General features: G+C 76.8%; 20 protein-coding genes. 13 read left to right on the top strand and 7 right to left on the bottom strand.

What is annotated here, in order from left to right:
- The 5 genes from MHY85_RS14065 to MHY85_RS14045 all read left to right on the top strand — a co-directional run.
- The coding region (locus MHY85_RS14065) for an aminoglycoside phosphotransferase family protein (RefSeq protein ID WP_239197319.1) at positions 1-346 on the top strand (346 nt) is incomplete at its 5' end.
- 251 nt (positions 347-597) lie between these two features.
- The gene (gene ald / locus MHY85_RS14060; RefSeq protein WP_239197317.1) at positions 598-1,716 is read left to right on the top strand and encodes an alanine dehydrogenase; all 1,119 of its coding nucleotides are present in this window, start codon (positions 598-600) and stop codon (positions 1,714-1,716) included.
- Between the two features lie 60 nt (positions 1,717-1,776).
- On the top strand, positions 1,777-2,364 hold the full coding sequence (locus MHY85_RS14055) for a GNAT family N-acetyltransferase (RefSeq protein WP_239197315.1): 588 nt from the start codon (positions 1,777-1,779) through the stop codon (positions 2,362-2,364).
- An 8-nt stretch (positions 2,365-2,372) separates the two neighbouring features.
- Positions 2,373-4,451 (top strand): M3 family metallopeptidase, encoded by a 2,079-nt coding sequence (locus MHY85_RS14050; RefSeq protein WP_239197313.1) that lies wholly within the window; start codon positions 2,373-2,375, stop codon positions 4,449-4,451.
- Positions 4,452-4,525: 74 nt separating this feature from the next.
- A complete protein-coding gene (locus MHY85_RS14045; protein WP_239197311.1) occupies positions 4,526-5,875 on the top strand; it encodes a M20/M25/M40 family metallo-hydrolase in 1,350 nt (449 codons plus the stop codon).
- Positions 5,876-5,897: 22 nt separating this feature from the next.
- Here the strand turns inward: MHY85_RS14045 and MHY85_RS14040 are convergent, their stop codons facing one another.
- Complete coding sequence (locus MHY85_RS14040) at positions 5,898-6,143, bottom strand: DUF5703 family protein (RefSeq protein WP_158371865.1); 246 nt, start codon at positions 6,141-6,143, stop codon at positions 5,898-5,900.
- 63 nt (positions 6,144-6,206) lie between these two features.
- On the opposite strand from MHY85_RS14040, the gene MHY85_RS14035 reads away from it, so the two are divergent.
- Positions 6,207-6,518, top strand: coding sequence for a primosomal protein (locus MHY85_RS14035; RefSeq protein ID WP_239197309.1), 312 nt, complete (start codon positions 6,207-6,209; stop codon positions 6,516-6,518).
- A gap of 54 nt (positions 6,519-6,572) precedes the next feature.
- On the opposite strand, the gene MHY85_RS14030 is transcribed toward MHY85_RS14035, so the two are convergent.
- Positions 6,573-7,535 (bottom strand): aldo/keto reductase, encoded by a 963-nt coding sequence (locus MHY85_RS14030; RefSeq protein ID WP_239197307.1) that lies wholly within the window; start codon positions 7,533-7,535, stop codon positions 6,573-6,575.
- A gap of 113 nt (positions 7,536-7,648) precedes the next feature.
- On the opposite strand from MHY85_RS14030, the gene MHY85_RS14025 reads away from it, so the two are divergent.
- Entirely contained in the window at positions 7,649-8,530 is an 882-nt protein-coding gene (locus MHY85_RS14025; protein ID WP_239197305.1) for an undecaprenyl-diphosphate phosphatase, read from the top strand.
- Between the two features lie 16 nt (positions 8,531-8,546).
- Here the strand turns inward: MHY85_RS14025 and MHY85_RS14020 are convergent, their stop codons facing one another.
- The gene (locus MHY85_RS14020) at positions 8,547-9,536 is read right to left on the bottom strand and encodes a CorA family divalent cation transporter (RefSeq protein ID WP_239197303.1); all 990 of its coding nucleotides are present in this window, start codon (positions 9,534-9,536) and stop codon (positions 8,547-8,549) included.
- Between the two features lie 147 nt (positions 9,537-9,683).
- Between MHY85_RS14020 and mshC the strand changes: the two genes are divergently transcribed.
- Positions 9,684-10,946, top strand: coding sequence for a cysteine--1-D-myo-inosityl 2-amino-2-deoxy-alpha-D-glucopyranoside ligase (gene mshC / locus MHY85_RS14015; RefSeq protein ID WP_239197301.1), 1,263 nt, complete (start codon positions 9,684-9,686; stop codon positions 10,944-10,946).
- A gap of 78 nt (positions 10,947-11,024) precedes the next feature.
- Here mshC and MHY85_RS14010 read toward each other — a convergent pair whose 3' ends face one another.
- From MHY85_RS14010 to MHY85_RS14000, 3 genes are all read right to left on the bottom strand, one after another.
- A complete protein-coding gene (locus MHY85_RS14010; protein WP_239197299.1) occupies positions 11,025-11,528 on the bottom strand; it encodes a hypothetical protein in 504 nt (167 codons plus the stop codon).
- Positions 11,529-11,667: 139 nt separating this feature from the next.
- The gene (locus MHY85_RS14005) at positions 11,668-13,083 is read right to left on the bottom strand and encodes a DUF4232 domain-containing protein (protein WP_239197297.1); all 1,416 of its coding nucleotides are present in this window, start codon (positions 13,081-13,083) and stop codon (positions 11,668-11,670) included.
- A gap of 133 nt (positions 13,084-13,216) precedes the next feature.
- Entirely contained in the window at positions 13,217-14,080 is an 864-nt protein-coding gene (locus tag MHY85_RS14000) for a PAC2 family protein (RefSeq protein ID WP_239197295.1), read from the bottom strand.
- A gap of 50 nt (positions 14,081-14,130) precedes the next feature.
- On the opposite strand from MHY85_RS14000, the gene MHY85_RS13995 reads away from it, so the two are divergent.
- From MHY85_RS13995 to MHY85_RS13980, 4 genes are all read left to right on the top strand, one after another.
- On the top strand, positions 14,131-15,834 hold the full coding sequence (locus tag MHY85_RS13995) for a bifunctional 3'-5' exonuclease/DNA polymerase (protein ID WP_374233690.1): 1,704 nt from the start codon (positions 14,131-14,133) through the stop codon (positions 15,832-15,834).
- Positions 15,835-15,986: 152 nt separating this feature from the next.
- A complete protein-coding gene (locus tag MHY85_RS13990; protein ID WP_239197321.1) occupies positions 15,987-16,535 on the top strand; it encodes a TetR/AcrR family transcriptional regulator in 549 nt (182 codons plus the stop codon).
- Positions 16,536-16,648: 113 nt separating this feature from the next.
- On the top strand, positions 16,649-17,611 hold the full coding sequence (locus tag MHY85_RS13985) for a DMT family transporter (protein WP_239197291.1): 963 nt from the start codon (positions 16,649-16,651) through the stop codon (positions 17,609-17,611).
- A complete protein-coding gene (locus tag MHY85_RS13980) occupies positions 17,608-18,561 on the top strand; it encodes a 3-methyladenine DNA glycosylase (RefSeq protein ID WP_239197289.1) in 954 nt (317 codons plus the stop codon). Before MHY85_RS13985 ends, MHY85_RS13980 begins: the two co-directional genes overlap by 4 nt.
- Positions 18,562-18,623: 62 nt before the next feature.
- On the opposite strand, the gene MHY85_RS13975 is transcribed toward MHY85_RS13980, so the two are convergent.
- Positions 18,624-19,820, bottom strand: coding sequence for an ROK family transcriptional regulator (locus tag MHY85_RS13975; protein ID WP_239197287.1), 1,197 nt, complete (start codon positions 19,818-19,820; stop codon positions 18,624-18,626).
- A 117-nt stretch (positions 19,821-19,937) separates the two neighbouring features.
- On the opposite strand from MHY85_RS13975, the gene MHY85_RS13970 reads away from it, so the two are divergent.
- Positions 19,938-21,464, top strand: coding sequence for a sugar ABC transporter ATP-binding protein (locus MHY85_RS13970; RefSeq protein ID WP_239197285.1), 1,527 nt, complete (start codon positions 19,938-19,940; stop codon positions 21,462-21,464).
- Positions 21,465-21,508: the final 44 nt, after the last annotated feature.

Genomic DNA, 21,508 nt, shown 5'->3' with positions numbered 1-21,508 from the left:
TGCCGTCGGAGTACGGCCACCTGCGCGAGGGGCGTGGGTCGCGATCGACCCCAAGGCGCTCACCGGCGACCCCGCCTACGACGTGTGGCCGCTGCTCGAGCAGGTCGCCGACCCCTGGCGCGGCCCCGACCCGGTGCGCACCCTGCGCGAGCGGCTGGAGCTCGTCGCCGAGCACGCGGGGCTGGACGCCGCGGGCGCCGCGCGCTGGGCGGTCGCGCGTGGCGCGGAGGCGGCGCTGTGGGCGTGGCACCACGGCGCCGGCCGTCCCGCCGCGGCCCGCCGGGCGGCGCGCGACCTCGCCCGGGTGCGCGACTGGGCGCGGGTGGCGGACCGGCTCGCGGGCTGACGCCCCTCGCGCGCCGCGCCGTCCCCCGCGCGACGCGCGGCCTACGCCTTCCGGCGCGGCCACCGCAGATCCGGGTGGGCCGGGCCGGAAAGCGTAGGGGCGCGCAGGCGCGGCACCCCGCGCCGCCACGGCGCGGGGTGCCTACCCTGGCCACGACGGGCCGGCGACCGCGGCGACCCCGCCGGACGGCCCGTGCAGGACGGTCGCGCGCCCGACCGGCGCGGCGGCCGTGCGACGCCCAGGAGGCAGCGATGAGGGTCGGGATCCCCGCCGAGGTCAAGAACCACGAGTACCGCGTCGCCATCACCCCCGCCGGGGTGCACCAGCTCGCCGCCGCGGGGCACGAGGTGCTGGTGCAGGCCGGCGCCGGTCTCGGGTCGGCCGTCTCCGACGCGCAGTACGCCGCCGCCGGCGCCACGGTCGTGCCGGACGCGGCACGGGTGTGGGGCGAGGCCGACCTGGTGTGCAAGGTCAAGGAGCCCGTGCCGTCGGAGTACGGCCACCTGCGCGAGGACCTGGTGCTGTTCACCTACCTGCACCTCGCCGCCGACCGCCGGCAGACCGACGCCCTGCTCGCCGCCGGCACCACCGCGATCGCCTACGAGACCGTGCAGCTCGCCGACCGGTCGCTGCCGCTGCTCGCGCCGATGAGCGAGGTCGCGGGCCGGCTCGCCGCGCAGATCGGCGCGTACCACCTCATGCGCAGCGCGGGTGGGTCGGGGCGGCTGCTCGGCGGCGTGCCGGGCGTCGCCCCGGGCCGGGTCGTCGTGATCGGCGGCGGCGTCGCCGGGCAGCACGCGGCGGAGGTCGCGCTCGGCATGCGGGCGGACGTCACGGTCCTCGACGTGTCCGTCCCGCGGCTGCGCGAGCTGGACACGGCGTTCGGCGGTCGGGTCCGCACCCTGGCGTCGTCCGCGTACGCGGTGCGGGAGGCGGTGGCCGGGGCCGACCTGGTCGTGGGCGCGGTGCTCGTCCCGGGAGCGCGGGCCCCGAAGCTCGTCACCGACGACATGGTGGCCGCGATGCGGCCCGGCTCGGTGCTGGTCGACGTGGCCGTGGACCAGGGCGGCTGCTTCGCGTCCACCCGCCCGACGACGCACGACGACCCGACGTTCCGGGTGCACGACGCGGTGTTCTACTGCGTGGCCAACATGCCCGGTGCGGTCCCGGTGACGTCGACGCAGGCGCTCACCAACGCCACGCTGCCCTACCTGACGGCGCTCGCGTCGCGCGGTTGGCGCGCGGCGCTGGCGGCCGACCCGGCGCTGGCGGCGGGCCTGGCCACCAGCGGCGGCCGGCTGTTCCACCCGGGGGTGGGCGCCGCCCACGGCCTGCCGGTCGCCGACCCCGGGATGGTCCTCGCCGCCTGACCAGCGGGGACGGGCGGAAACGGGGGGACCGCGAGGTGCCCCCCGTGGCAGGGTGGGCCGATGGAGACCTTCGAGCTGACCGACGGCGTCGTCCTGCTGCGCGCGCCCGGCCCCGCCGACGTCGACCGGATCGACGCGCTGTGCCAGGACCCGGCGATCCAGGAGTGGACGACCGTCCCCAGCCCGTACACCCGCGAGGACGCCGCGTCGTTCGTCTCCGGGTTCGTCGGGGACGGCTGGGCGCGGGGCTCCTCGCTCAACTGGGCCGTCCGGGACGCGGCCGACGACGTGCTCGTCGGCATGGTCGGCCTCGGCATGGAGGGGGCGGGCTCCGCCGAGATCGGCTACTGGCTGGCCCCCGAGGCGCGCGGGCGGGGGCTGATGTCCCGGTCGGTCGACCTGGTGCTCGACGCGGCCTTCGGGCGGCTGGAGCTGGTCCGGGTGTTCTGGCGCGCGTTCGTGGGGAACGCCCCCTCCCGTGCGGTCGCCGAGCGAGCGGGCTTCCGGGTCGAGGGGGAGCTGCGGCTCGGCGGGGTGCAGCGCGGGGTCCGGCGGGACGAGTGGGTGGGCAGTCTCCTGGCCACCGACCCGCGGCCCCGGCGTGTCGATGCGCGCCCGGCGGCGGGTGCCTCGGGCAACGGGGGATGATGAGGCGCATGAGCACCCCCACGCCGGACGCGGACAACCCGTTCACCGCCCCGTCCTCGCTGCCCTACGCCCTGCCCGACTTCGCCGCGATCCGCGAGGAGCACTTCCGCCCCGCGCTGCTCGCCGGGATGGCCGAGCAGCGCGCGGAGGTGGAGGCCATCGCCGCCTCCGCCGACGCCCCCACGGTCGAGAACACCCTGGACGCGCTCGAGCGCTCCGGCCGGCTGCTGCACCGCGCCGCCATCGTGTTCTTCAACCAGTCCTCCTCCGACTCGACGCCGGGTCTCGAGGCCCTCGAGGAGGAGGTCGCGCCGCTGCTCGCCGCGCACAGCGACGCCATCTACCTGGACCGCCGGCTGTTCGCGCGCCTGGAGGCGCTGAAGGCGGCCGCCGACGCGGGCGACCTCGACCTGGCGCCGGACACCGCCTGGCTGCTGCACCGCCTGCACACGCAGTTCGTCCGCGCCGGCGTGCGCCTGGACGACGACGCCCAGGCCCGGCTGCGCGAGCTGAACGCCGAGATCACCCGGCTGGAGACCGTGTTCGGCCGGCTGCTGCTCGCCGAGACCAACGACTCCGCGGTGCTCGTCACCGACGAGGCCGAGCTCGCCGGGCTGCCGGCCGACGCCCGGGCCGCCGCCGCCGAGGCCGCCGCCCGCCGCGGGCACGAGGGCGCCTGGCTGATCGACCTCGTCCTGCCGACGCAGCAGCCGGCGCTCGCGCAGCTCGGCGACCGCGCTCTGCGCGAGCGGCTGCACACGGCGTCGGTCCGCCGCGGCGGTCGCGGCGGCGAGCACGACACCCGTGCCACCCTGCTGGCGCTCGCGCGGCTGCGCGCCGAGCGCGCGCGCCTGCTCGGCTACCCGCACCACGCCGCCTACATCGCCGAGGACGCGACCGCGAAGACGCCCGAGGCGGTCGCCGACATCCTCGGCCGGCTCGCCCCCGCCGCGGTCGCCAACGCCCGCGCTGAGGCCGCCGACCTGGAGGCGGCCCTGCAGCGGGACGTCCCCGGCGCCACGCTGCAGGCGTGGGACTGGGCGTACTACGCCGAGCAGGTCCGCAAGGAGCGCCGCTCGCTCGACGACTCCTCGCTCCGCCCGTACCTGGAGCTCGACCGCGTGCTGCACGACGGCGTGTTCCGCGCCGCCGGCGAGCTGTACGGCCTGTCGTTCACCGAGCGCCCCGACCTGGTCGGCTACCACCCGGACGTCCGGGTGTTCGAGGTGACCGACGCCGACGGCTCGGGGCTCGGCCTGTTCCTCGGCGACTACTGGACCCGCGACTCCAAGCGCGGCGGCGCCTGGATGAACAACCTGGTCGACCAGTCGACGCTGCTCGGCGAGCAGCCGGTCGTGGTCAACAACCTCAACATCCCGAAGCCCCCGGCCGGGCAGCCCACGCTGCTGACCTGGGACGAGGTCATCACGCTGTTCCACGAGTTCGGCCACGCCCTGCACGGCCTGTTCTCCGCGGTGCGGTACCCGTCGCAGTCCGGCACCGAGGTCCCGCGCGACTTCGTCGAGTACCCGTCGCAGGTCAACGAGATGTGGGCCTGGGAGCCGTCGGTCCTGCGGGCCTACGCCGTGCACCACGAGACCGGCGAGCCGATGCCGCAGGAGTGGGTGGACACCCTGATCGCGGCGCGGCAGGACGGCGAGGGCTTCGCGACGACCGAGTACCTGGCCGCCGCGCTGCTCGACCAGGCCTGGTACCGGCTGGCGCCCGAGGACGTGCCGACGGACGTCGCGGAGGTCGAGCCGTTCGAGGCCGCGGCGCTGGCGGCCGCGGGCGTCGCGTTCGCGCCCGTGCCGCCGCGGTACCGGACGACGTACTTCAACCACGTGTTCGGCGGCGGGTACTCGGCCGGGTACTACTCGTACATCTGGTCCGAGGTGCTCGACGCGGACACGGTGACCTGGTTCGAGGAGAACGGCGGCCTGCGCCGGGAGAACGGCGACACGTTCCGGGCGCGGCTGCTGTCGCGCGGCGGCTCGGTCGACCCGATGCAGGCGTTCCGCGACCTGCGCGGCCGCGACCCGGAGATCGCCCCGCTGCTGGCCCGCCGGGGCCTGACCGCGGCCTGAGCACCCCGCCGGGGTCGGGGGTCCACGGTGGACCCCCGGCCTCGGCGTACCCGCGCGGCCGGTAGCGTGGGGGCATGACCGACGCACCCCCCACCCGGCCCGCCGACCAGCACGACACCGCGGCGGCCGAGGGCGAGGTCGTGCGGATCGCGCAGGAGCTCATCCGGTTCGACACCTCGAACTACGGCGACGGCTCCGGCCCCGGCGAGCGCTCCGCCGCCGAGCACGTCATGACGCTGCTGCACGAGGTGGGCCTCGCGCCCGAGCTGATCGAGTCCGCCCCGGGCCGCGCGAACGTCGTCGTGCGCCTGGAGGGAGCGGACCCCAGCCGGCCCGCGCTGGTGCTGCACGGCCACACCGACGTCGTCCCGGCGGAGGCGAAGGACTGGAAGGTCGACCCGTTCGCCGGCGAGGAGTTCGACGGCATGGTCTGGGGCCGCGGCGCCGTGGACATGAAGGGCATGGACGCGATGATCCTGGCGGTCGTCCGCCAGATGGTCCGTGACGGCCGCCGGCCGGCCCGGGACGTCGTCGTCGCCATGTTCGCCGACGAGGAGGCGGGCGGCCGGTTCGGCGCGCGGCACCTCGTCGACCACCGCCCGGACCTGTTCGAGGGCGCCACCGAGGCGGTGTCCGAGGTCGGCGGGTTCTCCGTCGACGTCCACGGCCGGCGCGCCTACCTGCTGCAGACCGCCGAGAAGGGCATCGCCTGGCTCCGGCTGGTCGCGGACGGCACCGCGGGGCACGGCTCGGCGGTCAACCCCGACAACGCGGTCACCGAGCTCGCCGGCGCGATCGCCCGCATCGGCGCCTACCAGTGGGACACCCGGCTCACCCCGACCGTGCTCGCGCTGCTGGAGGGGGTGGCCGACCTGACCGGCCTGCCGCTCGACGTGGACGACCCGCTGGCGATCGACCGGCTGATCGGCGCGCTGGGGCCGGCCCGGCGGTTCGTCGGGTCGTCGATCCGCACGCTCGCCAACCCGACGCAGCTGCACGCGGGGTACAAGACGAACGTCATCCCCGGCCGCGCGACCGCGACCGTCGACGTCCGCCCGCTGCCCGGCGACCACGAGGACGTGCTCGCGACGGTCCGCGAGCTCGCGGGCCCCCACGTGCGCGTCGAGCCCGAGCACCTGGACATCGGCCTGGAGGTCCCGGCGACGGGCGCCCTCGTCGACACGATGACCGACGTGCTGCGCGCGCAGGACCCCGAGGCGGTCGTGCTGCCGTACATGCTCTCGGCCGGGACCGACAACAAGTCGCTCGCCCGGCTCGGCATCGCCGGGTACGGCTTCGCGCCGCTCCGGCTGCCCGCCGACCTGGACTTCACGGCGCTGTTCCACGGCGTGGACGAGCGCGTGCCCGCGGACTCGCTGCGGTTCGGCGTCCGCGTGCTGGACGGGCTGCTGCGCGAGGCGTGAGCCCGCGGCGTGCCGGACGTCGTCAGTCGTCCAGCGCGCCGAGCGTGGACCGGACCCGGATGATCCGGCGCCGCAGCCACACCTTCCGCTCGCCGCCCGCGTACAGCAGCGTCCGGGCGAGCTCCCACCGGCCGTACTCCGCCTGCTCCGTGAGCAGCCGGCGCGCGTCGCCGCGGCTGGTCGTCCGGGGGATCGTGAGGACGCGGTACTCGTACTGCCGCGCCTGCTCCGGGCCGCCCGGGCGTCCCGAGCGCGTCGTGCCTGCCATGCCCACCGCCTTGTCGATCGGGTCGTGGTGTCATTGTGCCTGGTGCGGCGCTACGGTCATCGCATGGCTATCGACCCGCGCGCGGCACTGGACCGTCTGATCGCAGCGCTCGAGGCGCACTACACCGCCGTGTCCACCCGGCGGGGCGAGGACGACCCCGCCGTCGACGACGCCTACGACGTGCTCGCGGACGCGTTCGAGGTGTACGACGACGCGCTCGGGACCGTGCACGGCGAGGCCACGCCGTTCTACCTCGCCGAGGACGACGAGGACGACGACGAGCACGAGGACGACGAGCAGGACGACGAGTACGACGCGGACGACCTGCCCGAGGAGTCGTTCGACGACGAGGACGACGACGCGCTGCACAGCTGACGTCCGCCGCCCCGGCACCGGCGCGGCGGAGCACCGACGCGGTCGCGCGGCTGCTCAGCGCCGCTCGGGGTACCCGGTGGCCGGCGCGCTCACCTCGTCGAGCGCCCGGAGGATCTCCGGCGGCAGCTCGACGTCGTCGGCCGCGAGCGACGCGCGCAGCTGCGCGGGGGTCCGCGCGCCCACGACCGCCGAGGCGACCTGCGCGCGCACCCGCAGCCAGGCCAGGGCGACCTCGAGCGGGGCGCGCCCCAGCCCGTCGGCCGCGATGGCGACCGCCTCGACCACCGCCGCGGCGACCGAGCCGAGGTAGGGCTCGACGAACCCGGCCAGGTGCGGGGACGCCGCGCGGGAGTCGGCGGGCACGGTGCGCCGGTACTTGCCGGTCAGCACGCCGCGGCCCAGCGGCGACCAGGCGAGCACCCCGACGCCGAGGTCGGCCGCCGCCGGCAGCACCTCGCGCTCGATGCCGCGCTGCAGCAGCGAGTACTCGGCCTCGACCGCGGCCAGCCCGGGGTCCTCGCCGAGGAGGGTCGCGGCGCGCGCCACCTGCCAGCCGGCGTGGTTGGACAGGCCGACGTACCGGGCCCGCCCGGAGTCGACCGCCCTGCGCAGCGCGCTCACCGTCTCGGCCAGCGGGGTGCGCGGGTCGGGGGTCTGCACGAGGAACAGGTCGACGTGGTCCGTGCCGAGCCGGCGCAGCGAGGCGTCCAGGCCGTCGAGGAGCGCACCGCGGGACGCGTCGACGACGCCGCCGTCCGGGGTGCGGCGCACGCCCGCCTTGGTGCACAGCACGACCTCCTCGCGGGGGACGACGCGCCCCAGCAGGGAGCCGAGCAGCTCCTCGGCGCCGCCGTCCGCGTACGACGCGGAGGTGTCGACGAGCGTGCCGCCCGCCTCGGCGAAGTCCCGCAGCTGCTCGGCGGCGTCGTGCTCGTCGGTGTCCCTGCTCCAGGTCAGCGTCCCGAGTCCGAGGTGCGAGACCCGCAGGCCGGTCCGTCCGAGCTGGCGCTGTTCCATGCCGTGAGGGTATCCGTGCCCGCGGGTGGTCACGGGCACGCGGGTGACCAGCGGCTATCGTGGCGCCTCGTGGCAGCGCACCCGAGCACCCCGTCCCGGATCGGCCCCGACGCATGAGCGTGTGGGAGGCGATCGTCCTCGGCCTCGTCCAGGGCCTGACCGAGTTCCTGCCGGTGTCGTCGAGCGCGCACCTGCGGATCGTCGGCGAGCTCATCGGCTCCGGCGACCCGGGCGCGGCGTTCACCGCGATCACGCAGATCGGCACCGAGACGGCGGTCCTGCTGTACTTCCGGCGCGACATCGCCCGGATCTGCGTCCACTGGTGGCGCGCCGTGCGCGGCGACCTCGGCGGCGACTGGCGGTCCCGGATGGGCGCCCCCGCGGGCGCCGCGCCCGACCGCGACGCGCAGATGGCGTGGTTCATCGCGCTCGGCTCGGTGCCGATCGTCCTGCTGGGCCTGCTGTTCCAGGACGCGATCGAGGCGCCGTTCCGGAACCTCTGGCTCATCGTGCTCACGCTCACCGTGTTCGCGCTCGTGCTCGACTGGGCGGACCGGCGCAGCAGCAGCGACCGGGAGCTGACCGACCTGACGCCGCGGCACGCGGTGTACTTCGGGCTGGCGCAGGCGATGGCGCTGGTGCCGGGCGTGTCCCGCTCGGGCGGCACGATCACCGCCGGCCGGCTCATGGGCTACAGCCGCACGGCCGCCGCCCGGTACTCGTTCCTGCTCGCGATACCCGCCGTCCTCGGCTCGGGCTTCTACCAGCTCGGCAAGAGCGCCGGCTCGTTCGGCGAGGCGGGTGTGCCCGGCATCGGCGTCACCCTGATCGCGACCGTCATCGCGTTCGTGGTCGGCTACGTCGTGATCATCGGCTTCCTCAAGATCGTGTCGACCTACTCCTACCGGCCGTTCGTGGTCTACCGGATCGGGCTCGCCGTGGTGGTGGCCCTCCTGCTGGTCACCGGCGTGCTGGACCCGCTCGCCGGGGCCTGACGCCCGCGCCCGCGCGCTACAGCCAGCCGGACCGCTTGAACAGCCGGAAGAGCAGGCCCGCCGCGGCGCCCATCACCACGATCGACAGCGGGTAGCCGAGCAGCCAGTGCAGCTCCGGCATGTGGTCGAAGTTCATGCCGTACACCCCGGCGACGAGCGTGGGCACCGCGATGATCGCCGCCCACGCCGAGATCTTCCGCATGTCCTCGTTCTGGCGCACCGACACCCGGGACAGGTGCACGGACAGCATGTCGCCGAGCAGCGCGTCGTGGGCGTCCAGGTGCCGGTCGACCTTGGTGAGCACGGTGTCGAGGCGGCGCAGCCAGCGCATGGTGCGGGTCTCCCGCTGCGCGTCCTCCTGCTCGGCGACCAGGTCGGGGAAGGCGGACAGCAGCGGCACGAGCGCCCGCCGGGCCTCGCCGATCTCGCGCTTGAGGTCGTAGACCACCTCGGCCGGGTCGTCGGCCTGCGGGCTGAACACCAGCTGCTCGACGTCGGCGACCGCCTCGCCGATGCCCATCTCGACGTCCCCGGCGCGCCGCACGAGGGCCATGAGCACCGCGGCGAACACGTGGCTCTCGCGGTCCTGCGGCAGGTGGTCGCCCTCCGCCAGGTGGTCCCGGACCTCGTCGAGCAGGCCGCCCGGACCCTCCTCGGCGGTGATCGTGACGCCCTCGACCTCGAGCGCGGCCCAGACGCCGGTCGTGACGTCCCGGGTGCGCCCGTCGTAGGCCAGCGTCGGGCTCACCAGGTACCGGCCGCCGCCGGGGAGCCGGCGGAGCTGCGGGCGCCGGGGGTCGCCCGGCGCGGCGGGCCCGTGGTCGGCGACCGCGCGGTGCACCACCGACTCCGGGACCCCCGCCTGCCGTGCCGCGTCGGCCAGCAGGTCGAGCGAGTCGACGTGCACCCACGCGACGGGCGGCTCGGGCGCCGCCAGCAGGGCCAGCAGCCCGTCGGGGTCCGTCTCGGCCCAGCCGCCGCCCTGGTGCACCCACGCTCTCTCCACGCGGGCATTGTCGCGGGGCCGCGCGCCCGCCGGGCGTCCGACGCGCCGCCGCCGGCCTCCGGCGACCCGGACGGGGGAGCGGTGGTGTCCGTCACCCCGCGCCCGCGCGCGGCGCCCGCCCCCGCGGCGGCCGGTACGCTCGACGCCGTGCTCACCTGGCCCGCCCCCCAGATCCCGCAGCTCCCCGGCCAGGGAGGCCCGGTCCGCGTCCGCGACACCTCCACCGGCGAGCTCGTCGTCGCGGCGCCCGGCCCCGACGCCACGGTGTACGTCTGCGGCATCACGCCGTACGACGCCACCCACATGGGCCACGCGGCCACCTACGTCGCGTTCGACCTGCTGGTCCGCGGCTGGCTCGACGAGGGCAAGCGGGTCCGGTACGCGTCCAACGTGACCGACGTCGACGACCCGCTGCTCGAGCGCGCCGAGGCCACCGGCGTCGACTGGCGGGAGCTCGCGGCGGACCAGACCGCGCTGTACCTCGAGGACATGACCGCGCTCGGCGTCGTGCCGCCGGACGTCTACACCGGCGCCGTCGAGGCCGTGCCGGACGTCGTGCGGGCCGTCGAGGCCATGCTGGCCGCCGGCACCGCCTACGTCGTCGGCACGCCCGACGCGAACGGCGAGGGCGCCGGCGACGTGTACGCCGACCTGTCCGCCGACCCGGCTTTCGGGCAGGTCGCCCGGCTCGACCGCGCGGAGATGCTCGCGCTGTTCGGCGAGCGCGGCGGCGACCCGGCGCGGCCGGGCAAGCGCGACCCCCTCGACCCGCTGCTCTGGCGCTCCGCGCGGCCCGGCGAGCCGTCCTGGGACGGCAACGGCCTCGGCGCGGGCCGGCCCGGCTGGCACATCGAGTGCGCCGTCATCGCGCGCGACGGGATCGGCCTGCCGTTCGACGTCCAGGGCGGCGGCTCCGACCTGCGGTTCCCGCACCACGAGATGAGCACCTCGCACGCCCGGCTGCTCGACGACGGCGAGGGCGCCCGGACGCACGTGCACACCGGCATGGTGGGGCTGCACGGCGAGAAGATGAGCAAGTCGCTCGGCAACCTCGTGCTCGTGTCGCAGCTCCGGGCCGACGGGGTCGACGCGATGGCCGTCCGGCTGGCCATCCTCGACCACCACTACGCCGCCGACTGGGAGTGGACCGACGACGTCCTGCGCGCCGCGCAGGCCCGGCTGGACCGGTGGCGCTCTGCGGTGTCGGGCAACGGCGGGCCGGCGTCGGCGGGGGTGCTCGCCGAGGTGCGCGCCGCGGTCGCCGACGACCTGGACGCCCCGCGCGCCCTGCGGGCGGTCGACGCCTGGGCCGACGTCGCGCTCGCCGGGGGTGCCGAGGCGGAGGCCGAGGAGGGCGCGCCGGGCGTCGTCGCCCGGGCGGTCAACGCGCTGCTGGGCGTGCGGCTCTAGCGTCCCTCCGCACCTCGCGGCCCGAGCCTGGCGGGTCGCCCCGTCGGCGTCCTCGGTGGGCGCCGCGCGGCGGCGACGTCACCCGCCGGTGAACGCCTGGATCGCCAGGGGCGAGCCGACCTCCTCGCAGGCGGCGGCGAGATCGGCCTCGGCGGCCGACCACGCAGGCGCGCGCACGCCCGTCGACTCCGCGAACGCCTCGGACGGGACGGCCGGCGCCGCTGCCTGCAGCGCCCCGATGGCGGTCTGCACCGGGGTGCCCGCGTCGGACGGCAGGCGGTCGAGCACGCGCGTCGCCAGCTCGTACCAGCCGTGCTGCTCCTGCGCCGCCATCCGGCCCTCCGCGAGGCCGAGGTCGGCGTTCGCGATGATGGTGAGCACGTCGCCGAAGGCCGTGCAGGCAGCGGCGTCGTCGGCGGCCTCGTCCGCCGGGGAACCCGGCGCGGGCGGCGGGGTCGCCGTGCTCGCCGCGGAACCCGCGGCCCCGCGCGTGTCGCCCTCGGCCGTGGGGCCGCAGGCACCCAGGAGCGCCGCACCCAGCACCGTCGAGGACAGCACGACGGCCCACCACTTCGCTCGCATGCGCGGATGCTAGCGAGGCAGGGGCGCTCCGCGGGGCGATATCGGCGCGGAGCCGTCCGGTGGTGCTGCGGCGCGGCCCGACGCGGGTGCGGCTGGCGGCGCGGGCCCGCGCGGTGCACGCGCAGCGGGGCGTGCGGCTCTAGCCGGTCCCGTCGGTCGTCCAGCCGGCGGGAGCCGGCTCCCAGGCGCCGATCTCCACCGCGGCGCCCGCGAGGACGTCCAGGCCGCCCCGGTCGACCGGCACCTCGTCCGGCTCGGCACCCGGGACCGCGGTGACCCGCAGGACCTCCGTCACGTCGGGGTCGAGGGCGGTCGACATGGCGAGCCAGGTCAGCGGGGCGTGCAGGCGCGCTCCGACCGGGACCACGTACCGCGCGGGGTCCGGCGTGCCCGTCGGGGTCCCCGTCTCGACGTCCGGGACCGGCGTGCCGGACGCCCGCACGAACGTGATCTCCGGCCGGCCCTGGACCGCGCACGGCGCCCCGGAGGTGTTGGTGGCGGTCAGCAGCAGGTAGCGGTGGCCGAGCGCGGCGTCGGACCCGCCCAGGGTGACGTCGAGGTCGGCGCCGGTGCAGGCCGGGGCGGCGGGGTCGTCGGGCCAGGGCGACGCGGCGCCGAGCGGGGGTGCGCCGCCCGCGGGGGCGGCGGGCTCCGGGACCGCCGGCTCGGGGCGGCCGACGACGCCGGCCTCGGACCGGAACGCCGACGACACCACCGCGTGCACGACCGGGCCGTCCGCGGGCCACGCCGAGCCGGTGAGCGCGGCGGCCAGGTCGGTGACCGTGTCGTCGCCCGCCACCTGCACGCGGAGCCACACCTCGTCCGTGCCCTGCGACTCGACGAACTGGGACGCGACGCCGGGCCACCGGTCGACCCGGGCGACGAGCCCGGCGAGCCGGGCGTCGAGCACGCGCGGCGGCAGGACCGTGCTGACGCGCGACTCGCCGGCCGTCAGCAGCGCGGTCGGGACGCGAGCCGCGCGGACGGTCGCGGCGAGCGCGGGGAAGGACGCGGCGTCGGCCACGGAGGCGCTGACGGCGTCGGCCCGCACCTGCAGGCCCGTGAGGCCGGGGACCGCGGCCACGTCCGCCGCGAGACCCAGCGTGCCGGCGCCGCGGTCGCCTGCCCCGGTGAGCTCCACCGCGAGGGCGGGCACCCCCGGGCGCGCCTCCTGCCAGATGCGGGCGGCGACCCGCCGCGTCGCGGGCAGCTCGGCGGCGACCGCCGTCGCGACCGCGCCGAACCCGGTCGCGTCCGCCGCCGCCGTGCGGACGTCGACCTGCACGTCCACCGACGACCGCACCCGGTCCTCGTCCCCGGCGGTCGGCGCCGTCTCGACCGCCGTCGCCGCGGCCACCCCGTCGAGGTCGGCCAGCGTCGCCGCCAGCGCATCGGCCTCGTCCGCGCCCGGCGCGGGCGCGCCGGCCTCGTCGCACCCGGCGAGTACCGCCACGGCGAGCAGCAGGGCCGCGGTGGGCAGGGCGAGGCGCCGACCCACCTCGGCGGCCCACCGGGGTCGCGGGAGCGGCGCGGACGACGGCGTGCGGCTGGGCATGCTGCGGACGCTAGCCACGCGTCGCGGCGTCGGGGAGTGGTTCACCGCCCCGACGCCGGGATGCGCGCGGGACCTGCACGGCAGGCGCACAGGAGCGCCGGGCCCCGCCGGGTCTCCGGGGGCCGGGCGCGGGTCAGCCCCCGGTGCCCTTGTCCCGGCGCCGCAGGTACCGCTCGAACTCCTGCGCGATCGCCTCGCCGGACGCCTCCGGCAGCTCGGCGGTGTCCTTCGCCTCCTCGAGCTGGCGGACGTACTCGGCGATCTCCGAGTCCTCGCTCGCGAGCTCGTCCACGCCGTCCTGCCACGCCGCGGCGTCCTCGGGCAGGTCGCCCAGGGGGATCGGCTCGCCGGTGAGCGCCTCGATCCGGTGCAGCAGCGCGAGGGTGGCCTTGGGCGACGGCGGGTGCGCCACGTAGTGCGGCACCGCGGCCCACAGCGACACCGTGCGCAGCCCGCGCGCGGCCGCCTCGTGCTGCAGCACGCCGACGATGCCCGTCGGCCCCTCGTAGGAGTTCGGCTCCATGTCCAGCGCCTCGCGCACCGCGTCGTCCTCGCTCGTGGCGGTCACCGGGATCGGGCGGGTGTGCGGGACGTCGGCCAGCAGGGCGCCCAGCGTCACCACGGTCGTGACGCGCAGGCCCGCGGCGATGTCGAGCAGCTCGCCGCAGTACCGGCGCCACCGCATCGACGGCTCGATGCCGTGCACCAGCACCACCTGGCGGCGCGCGTTCGGGGTGGTGGCGACCGCGACCGCCGTCGTCGGCCAGGTGATCTCGCGCCGCCCGTCCTCGCCCGGTCCGATCACGGGGCGGTTCACCTGGAAGTCGTGGTACTCCTCGGGGTCGAGCTCGTCGACCTGCTCCGCGCCCCAGGCCTCGTGCAGGTGCTCCAGCGCCTGGCTGGCCGCCGACCCGGCGTCGTTCCAGCCCTCGAACGCCGCCAGGAGGATCGTCTCCCGCTCCGGGAGCCCTGCCGGTGCGTCTGCCTGCTCGGTCATCGGGCCAGCGTAGGACCCCGCGGCGCCCGATGTCGGACCCGGCGGGGAGAATGGGCCGCGTGCCCCTCGTCCTCGTCGCCGTCGACCCGGACCGGCCGGGCGGCGTCGTGCTGCGCGAGGCCCGCGACGCCGCCGCCGCGGAGGCCGGTGCCGTCGGCGCGGCGGTCCCCGTGGCCGGCGAGGACCTCGCGCGCGTCGTCGCGGAGCGCGAGGCCGCCGACCACCCGCGGTGGGTGTGGGACGACACGGAGCACTGGTACCCGGACCTGCTCGCGGCGGGGGTCCGGGTCGAGCGGGCGCACGACCTGCGCCTGTGCCGGACGATCCTGCGCCGGTCGACCCGGTGCGCGGCGACCGCCCTGGCCCGCGAGCCGGAGGGTCCGTGGGACCGCGCGACGGCAGCGGGCGGGACCGGCCCGCACGAGGCCGACGAGCTCAGCCTGTTCGACGACCTGCCCGCCGCCGTCCCGGACGCCGCGCCGGACGTCGCGGCCGAGCTCGCCCGCCAGCTCGCGACGCTGACCGAGGCGGGCGACGACGGCCGGCTCCGGCTGCTGCTCGCGGCCGAGTCCACCGGCGCCCTCGTCGCCGCCGAGATGCGGCACGACGGCCTGCCCTTCCGGTCCGACGTGCACGACGCCCTGCTGACGGGGCTGCTGGGGCCGCGCCCGCGCGACGGTGCCCGGCCCGAGCGGCTCGCGGCGCTGGCGGAGCGGGTCGGCGCGGCCCTCGACCGGCCGGGGCTCAACCCCGACTCCCAGCCGGAGCTGCTCCGGGCCCTGCGCGCGGCGGGCCTCGACGTCCCGTCGACCCGGACCTCCGAGATCCGCGCGCTGGACCACCCCGTGCGGGAGCCGCTGCTCGAGTACAAGAAGCTCGCGCGGCTGCTGTCCGCCAACGGCTGGGCGTGGATGGACCGCTGGGTGCACGACGGCCGGTTCCGGCCCGACTACGTCCCCGGCGGGGTCGTCACGGGGCGGTGGGCCAGCAGCGGCGGCGGCGCCCTGCAGCTGCCCGCCGTCATCCGGGACGCGGTGCGGGCGGACCCGGGCCGGCGGCTCGTCGTCGCGGACGCCGCGCAGCTGGAGCCGCGGGTGCTCGCCGCGATGTCCGGTGACGGGGCGATGGCCGCGGCGGGCCGGCAGGCCGACCTCTACGCCGCCGTCGTCGACGCGGGCATCGTCGCGGACCGCCAGCAGGCCAAGTACGCCATGCTGGGCGCGATCTACGGGGCGACCACCGGCGCGAGCGCCGTCCTCATGCCCCAGCTCGGGCGCGCCTACCCCCGTGCCGTCGCGCTCGTGGAGGGGGCCGCGCGGGCGGGGGAGCGCGGCGAGCAGGTCACCACCTGGCTCGGCCGGTCGTCGCCAGCGCCGAGCGCCGCGTGGCTCGCCGCCCGGCAGGCCGCCTCGGCCGAGGGGGCGGCCCCCGAGGACGCCCGTGACGCCCGGCGGCGGTCCCGCGACTGGGGGCGGTTCACCCGCAACTTCGTCGTCCAGGGGACCGCCGCCGAGTGGGCGCTGTGCTGGATGGCGGTGCTGCGCCGCCGGCTGCTGGCGCTGCCCGGGCGGCCGCACCTGGCGTTCTTCCTGCACGACGAGATCGTGGTGCACGCGCCCGCCGACGTCACCGACCGGGTGGCGGACGCGGTCCGGGAGTCCGCGGTGGAGGCGGGGCGGCTGCTGTTCGGGGACACCCCGGTGGAGTTCGCGCTGGACGTCTCGGTGGTGGACAGCTACGCCGACGCCGTGTGATGCTGCGACGTGTTGGGTAGACAGGTCTACCTAGTCGAGCGGAGGCGGGCGTGACGGGCACGGCGAGCGGGACCGGGGCGGCGGCGGGCCGGACGGCGACGGCGGGGCGCGCGGCGCCGAGCGCGGGGCGCAGGCGACCGGCGCGCGACCGCCTGCTCGAGGCCGCCGCGGCGCGGTTCTACGCGGACGGGATCTCCGGGACCGGCATCGACACCATCACCGCCGACGCGGGCGTCGCGAAGATGAGCCTCTACAACAACTTCGCGTCCAAGGCCGATCTCGTCGCCGCCTACCTGGCGGCCCGGCACGCCGAGTGGCTCGACCTGTACGACGCGCGCCTCGCGACCGCCGGCGACGACCCCCGCGCGCGGGTGCTCGCCGTCTTCGACGCGTACGCCGACCACGCCAACGCCGGCTACGTCCGCGGCTTCCGCGGGTGCGGCCTGCTCAACGCCGCCGCCGAGCTGCCCGCGGGCGACCCCGGTCGCGCCGTCGTGCGCGCGCACAAGGAGGAGGTCGAGGCCATCCTCGCGAGCCACCTCGCCGACCTGCTGCCCGGTGACGCCGCCCGGGCGACGACGCTGGCCGAGCACCTGGCCTTCCTCCTGGAGGGCTCCATGGCCCGCGCGGGCCTGGAGGGCGACGACACCCGCCTGCGGCACGCCCGCACCCTCGCGGCCGACCTCCTGGCCACGACGTGACCCCCGACCACCCCGCCACCCCGCCCGCGCTCGATCGCCGAGACGGCAGCTCTCGGCTGCGTGCGGCCGCCTCGGCACAGCCGAGAGCTGCCGTCTCGGCGGGGGCGCGCGCCGTGGCCGGGGTCGGGGTGCTCGCGGTCCTGGCGGCGGCGGTGCTGTGGGGCACGACCGGCACCGCCGCCACCTTCGCCCCGGGGGTCGGCCCGCTCGCGATCGGGGCCGCGGCGATGGGTGTCGGCGGTCTGCTGCAGGCGACGGTGGCGCGGCGCGCCGTCGCCGCGCACGCCCGCACCCTGCTCGACCGCCGGCGCCTCGTGCTGCTCGGAGCCGCCGCCGTGGCGGTGTACCCGCTGGCGTTCTACTCCTCGATGCGGCTCGCCGGTGTGGCCGTCGGGACGGTCGTGTCGCTCGGGTCGGCACCGCTGGCCTCGGCGCTCGTGGAGCGGCTCGTCGACCGGCGGCGGCTGTCCCGCCGCTGGCTCGCGGCGGCGTCCGTCGGGCTGGCCGGGATCGCGCTGCTCTGCGCCGCGCAGGCCCTGGCGGGCGGGCAGGACGCGGTCGGGCACGACGCGGGCGGTGCCGCGGCGACGTCGGCGGCGGGCGCGTCGGCGGGGGTGCTGCTGGGCCTCGTGGCCGGCGCGACGTACGCCCTGTACTCCTGGGTGGCGCACCGGCTCATGCGTGCGGGCGTGCCGTCGCGTGCGGCGATGGGCGCGGTGTTCGGCACCGGCGGCGTCCTGCTGCTCCCGGTGCTCGTCGTGACGGGCGCCCCGCTCGTGGCCTCGTGGGGGAACGCGGCCGTCGGGGTGTACATGGCGGTGGTCCCGATGTTCGGCGGCTACCTGCTGTTCGGCTGGGGGCTGGGGCACGTGCCGGCCAGCACGGCCACGACGCTGACCCTGCTGGAGCCCGCGGTCGCGGCGGTGCTCGCGGTGCTCGTGGTGGGGGAGCGGCTGTCCGCGGCGGGCTGGGCCGGCGTGGCGCTGGTCGTGGCGTGCCTCGTCGTGCTCACCGCGCCCGCGCGCCCCGTGGTGCGGGGGACGCGCGCCGGGGCGCGCCTACCCTGGACGCCATGACCGCCACCGTCTCCGTCGCCCCCGGGACCAGCCGCGTGGCCGGGTCGGTCGTGCTCGGGCCCGCGGAGTGGCGCGCCCGCGCCGAGGCGCACGCCGCCCGGGCCGACGCCCTCACGGCCGGCCACCGCGCGCGGCGCGCCCGCGGCGGCGAGCGGCACGCGATCGAGGACTTCCTGTTCGAGTACTACCCGGCGAAGCCCGCGCAGCTCCGCCGCTGGCACCCGGGTGCGGGCGTGAGGCTGGCCGCGGGCGCCGCCGACGCCCCGCACGCCGGCTGGCGCTGGTACCGGGCCGACGCGGACGGATCCGTGGTCCTCGACGTGCCCGGGTTCCTCGCGGACCGCGGCGACACGGTGCGGTACGTCCGTGCCCTGCTCTCGGCGACCGCGGCGCGTCCCGCCGCGACCGGGTGCTTCGGCCTGCACGAGTGGGCGATGGTCTACCGGGAGGGCGACGGCGAGCACCGGCACCCGCTGCCGCTGCGGCTGGGCGGTCCCGGCACCGACGCGGTCGTGGAGCGGCACCGCATCCGGTGCACGCACATCGACGCCTTCCGGTTCTTCACCCCGGACGCCGCGCCGCGCAACACCCTGCAGCCCACCCGCGAGACGCAGGTCGCGATGGAGCAGCCGGGCTGCCTGCACGCGAACATGGACCTGTACAAGTGGGCGCTCAAGCTCGGCCCCGCGGTGCCCGGTGACCTGCTGCTGGACGCGTTCGCGCTCGCCCGGGAGATCCGGACGGTCGACATGCAGGCGTCACCGTACGACGTGTCGTCCTACGGCCTCGACCCGATCGCGATCGAGACGCCCGACGGCAAGGCGGAGTACGTCCGGCGGCAGCGCGGGTTCGCCGCCGCCTCGCAGGGTCTGCGGGCGCGGCTGCTCGCGGTCTGCGACGCGGTGCTCGGCGCGGCGGTGCCGGGTGATGCGGGGGATCGCACCACCTGACGTGCCCCCGACGCCCGTGGAGGGCTCGGTTCCCGCTCCGCGTGCGGGCCGCCCGCCCCGCGTCACGCGATCCGCGCCTCCAGCAGCGCGTCGATCGCCACCGGCGACAGCACGTGGTCGACGGCCATCGCCGACGCCCCGAGGATCCCGACCTCGGACCGCGCCTGGGACGTGACGATCCGCAGGTGCTGCGTCGCGAGCGGCAGCGACCGCTGGTAGACGATCTCGCGGATGCCCGCGATGAGGTGCTCCCCGGCCTCGGCGACGACCCCGCCGATGACGACCAGGGAGGGGTTGAGCAGGCTGACGCACGCGGCGAGCACGCCGCCGATCTCCCGCCCGGCCTGCCGGACCGCGCGCCCGGCGGCGAGGTCCCCGGCGCGGACGAGCGCGACGACGTCCGCGCCGCCCCGCGCCTCGGCGCCGTCGCGGCTGAGCTGCTCGGCGAGCGCCCGGCCGGAGGCGACGGCCTCGAGGCAGCCGAGGTTGCCGCACCGGCACGGCACGTCCTCGGCGCCGGGGACGGCGATGTGGCCGATGTCGCCCGCGGCCCCCTGCGCTCCGCGCCGGAGCTCGCCGTCGGAGATGATGCCGGAGCCGATGCCGGTGGCGACCTTGACGAACAGCATGTCGTCGACGTCGGGCCACGCCGAGCGGTGCTCGCCGAGCGCCATGAGGTTGACGTCGTTGTCCACCAGGACGTCGGCGCCGCCGAGCTCGGCGGACAGGATGCCGCGGACGTCGGCGTCGTCCCAGGCGGGCATGATCGGCGGGTTGATCGGGCGGCCGGTCGCGTGCTCGACGGGTCCGGGCAGGCCGACGCCGACGGACACCAGGTCCTCGAGGGCGCGACCGGCCTCGGCGACGAGCTTGCGCCCGTGCTCGGCGACCCAGGGCAGGACGACGTCCGGGCCGTCGGCGATGGCGAGCGGCGCCTCGCCCTCGACGAGGACCCGCGACGCGAGGTCGGTGACCGCGAGGCGGACGTGCGTGGCGCCGAGGTCGACGGCGAGGACGATGCGGGCGCTGGGCTCGAAGGCGAACGTGGCGGGCGGGCGCCCGCCGGTGGAGGAGGCCTCGCCGGCGGGTGCGATGAGCCCGGCGGACATGAGCGCCTCGACGCGTGCGCTGATCGTGGACCGCCCCTGGCCGGTGGCGGCGGCCAGGTCGGCCCGGGTGCGCGGCCGGCCGTCGCGGAGGAGCTGGAACAGGTCTCCGGCGCCGGACTGCCTCGGCGGGAGCTTCACGACGTCCTGCATGGCGCCTAGTGAACCAGAAAAGTCCCACCACTTGTGTACGTCACGATCGGGTAACTCGGACAAACCCGGACCAACTTTTGCTTGACCCGGGACGAAAGTCCCTCATAGGTTCCTCACATGGTCACCGTGGACCCACCGAACCAGCCGCCGCTCCTCCAGATGCGCGGCATCGTCAAGCAGTTCCCCGGAGCCCGCGCCCTGGACGGCGTCGACCTCGACGTCCTGCCGGGGGAGGTGCACCGCCTGCTCGGGCAGAACGGGGCGGGCAAGTCGACGCTCATCAAGGTGCTCGCCGGCGCGCACCAGCCCACCGAGGGCGAGGTGCTGGTGGACGGCGAGGTCGTCACGATCGCCAACCCGGTCGCCGCGCTGAAGCTCGGCGTCGCGACCATGTACCAGGAGCTCGATGTGGTCGGCGGCCTCACGGTGGCCGAGAACGTGTTCCTGGGCCACGAGCTCGCGACGGCCGGGGTGTCCCGCCGCCGGGAGGCACGGCGTCGGACGCGGGAGATCCTGGCCCGCCTCGGGCACCCGGAGATCTCCCCGCACCGCGAGGTCGGCTCGCTGCCGGCGGCGGCGCAGCAGATCGTGTCGATGGCGCGGGCCCTGTCGCACGACGCCCGGGTCATCGTCATGGACGAGCCGTCCGCGGTGCTCGACTCCGACGAGGTGGCGAACCTGTTCCGCGTCGTGCACCAGCTCACGTCCGCGGGCGTCGCGATCGTGTACATCTCGCACCGCATGGAGGAGATCCGTGCCATCGGCGACCGGATCACCGTCCTCAAGGACGGGCGCACGGTGGCCCGGGACCTGCCGGCGCGGGACACCCCCACCGGCGAGCTGATCCGCCTCATGACCGGGCGCAACGTCGAGTACGTCTTCCCGGAGAGCACGGAGCCGGCGCCCGACGCCCCGGTGGTGCTCGACGTGCAGGGCCTCGGGCTGCGCGGCGCGTTCGCGGACGTGTCGCTCCGGGTGCGGGCGGGGGAGATCGTCGGCCTCGCGGGCCTGGTCGGCTCCGGCCGGTCCGAGATCCTGGAGACGATCTACGGCGCCCGCCGCGCCAGCGCCGGCACCGTCGAGGTCGCCGGGAAGCGCCTCCGCGCGGGCGACGTCACCGCGGCGGTGCGCGCCGGGATCGGCCTGGCGCCGGAGGAGCGCAAGGCCCAGGGCCTGCTGCTCGACGAGCCGGTGTACCGCAACATCACGCTGTCGACCTTCGGCCGGTTCGCGAAGGGCGGCCTGCTCGACGAGCGGACCGAGCGGCGGACCGCCCAGGAGCAGGCCGAGGCCCTCGACCTGCGCCCCGCCGGCGTCGACCGCGCCATCCGCACCCTGTCCGGCGGCAACCAGCAGAAGGCGATGCTCGCCCGGTGGCTGGTGCACGGCTGCCGGGTGCTGCTGCTCGACGAGCCGACCCGCGGCGTCGACGTCGGTGCGCGCGCCGAGATCTACGCGCTCGTCCGCCGGCTCGCCGACGAGGGCGCCGCCGTCGTCGTCGTCTCCAGCGAGATCCCCGAGGTGCTCGGTCTGTCGGACCGGGTGCTGGTCGTGTCCGAAGGCCGGGTCGTCCACGAGGGCCCCGCCACCGCCATCGACGAGCACGCCGTGCTCGACCTCGTCATGGAAGGAAGTGCCGCGTGAGCGAGCACCAGCTCTCCGCCCCGCCCCCGGGCACGCCCGGAGCC

Origin of the sequence: Cellulomonas sp. ACRRI (assembly GCF_022346185.1) — a bacterium.
GTDB lineage: Bacteria > Actinomycetota > Actinomycetes > Actinomycetales > Cellulomonadaceae > Cellulomonas.
This window is presented reverse-complemented; position numbering and strand designations above follow the sequence as displayed.

Bases quoted from the DNA above. Each gene is read 5' to 3' on its own strand.
- ald (WP_239197317.1), top strand. From the start codon at position 598: ATGAGGGTCGGGATCCCCGCCGAGGTCAAGAACCACGAGTACCGCGTC.
- MHY85_RS14040 (WP_158371865.1), bottom strand. From the start codon at position 6,143: ATGGCAGGCACGACGCGCTCGGGACGCCCGGGCGGCCCGGAGCAGGCG.
- MHY85_RS13975 (WP_239197287.1), bottom strand. From the start codon at position 19,820: ATGCAGGACGTCGTGAAGCTCCCGCCGAGGCAGTCCGGCGCCGGAGAC.
- MHY85_RS14005 (WP_239197297.1), bottom strand. From the start codon at position 13,083: ATGCCCAGCCGCACGCCGTCGTCCGCGCCGCTCCCGCGACCCCGGTGG.
- MHY85_RS14055 (WP_239197315.1), top strand. From the start codon at position 1,777: ATGGAGACCTTCGAGCTGACCGACGGCGTCGTCCTGCTGCGCGCGCCC.
- MHY85_RS13995 (WP_374233690.1), top strand. From the start codon at position 14,131: ATGGGCCGCGTGCCCCTCGTCCTCGTCGCCGTCGACCCGGACCGGCCG.
- MHY85_RS14030 (WP_239197307.1), bottom strand. From the start codon at position 7,535: ATGGAACAGCGCCAGCTCGGACGGACCGGCCTGCGGGTCTCGCACCTC.
- MHY85_RS14050 (WP_239197313.1), top strand. From the start codon at position 2,373: ATGAGCACCCCCACGCCGGACGCGGACAACCCGTTCACCGCCCCGTCC.
- MHY85_RS14035 (WP_239197309.1), top strand. From the start codon at position 6,207: ATGGCTATCGACCCGCGCGCGGCACTGGACCGTCTGATCGCAGCGCTC.
- MHY85_RS13980 (WP_239197289.1), top strand. From the start codon at position 17,608: ATGACCGCCACCGTCTCCGTCGCCCCCGGGACCAGCCGCGTGGCCGGG.
- MHY85_RS14000 (WP_239197295.1), bottom strand. From the start codon at position 14,080: ATGACCGAGCAGGCAGACGCACCGGCAGGGCTCCCGGAGCGGGAGACG.
- MHY85_RS14025 (WP_239197305.1), top strand. From the start codon at position 7,649: ATGAGCGTGTGGGAGGCGATCGTCCTCGGCCTCGTCCAGGGCCTGACC.
- MHY85_RS14045 (WP_239197311.1), top strand. From the start codon at position 4,526: ATGACCGACGCACCCCCCACCCGGCCCGCCGACCAGCACGACACCGCG.
- MHY85_RS14010 (WP_239197299.1), bottom strand. From the start codon at position 11,528: ATGCGAGCGAAGTGGTGGGCCGTCGTGCTGTCCTCGACGGTGCTGGGT.
- MHY85_RS13970 (WP_239197285.1), top strand. From the start codon at position 19,938: ATGGTCACCGTGGACCCACCGAACCAGCCGCCGCTCCTCCAGATGCGC.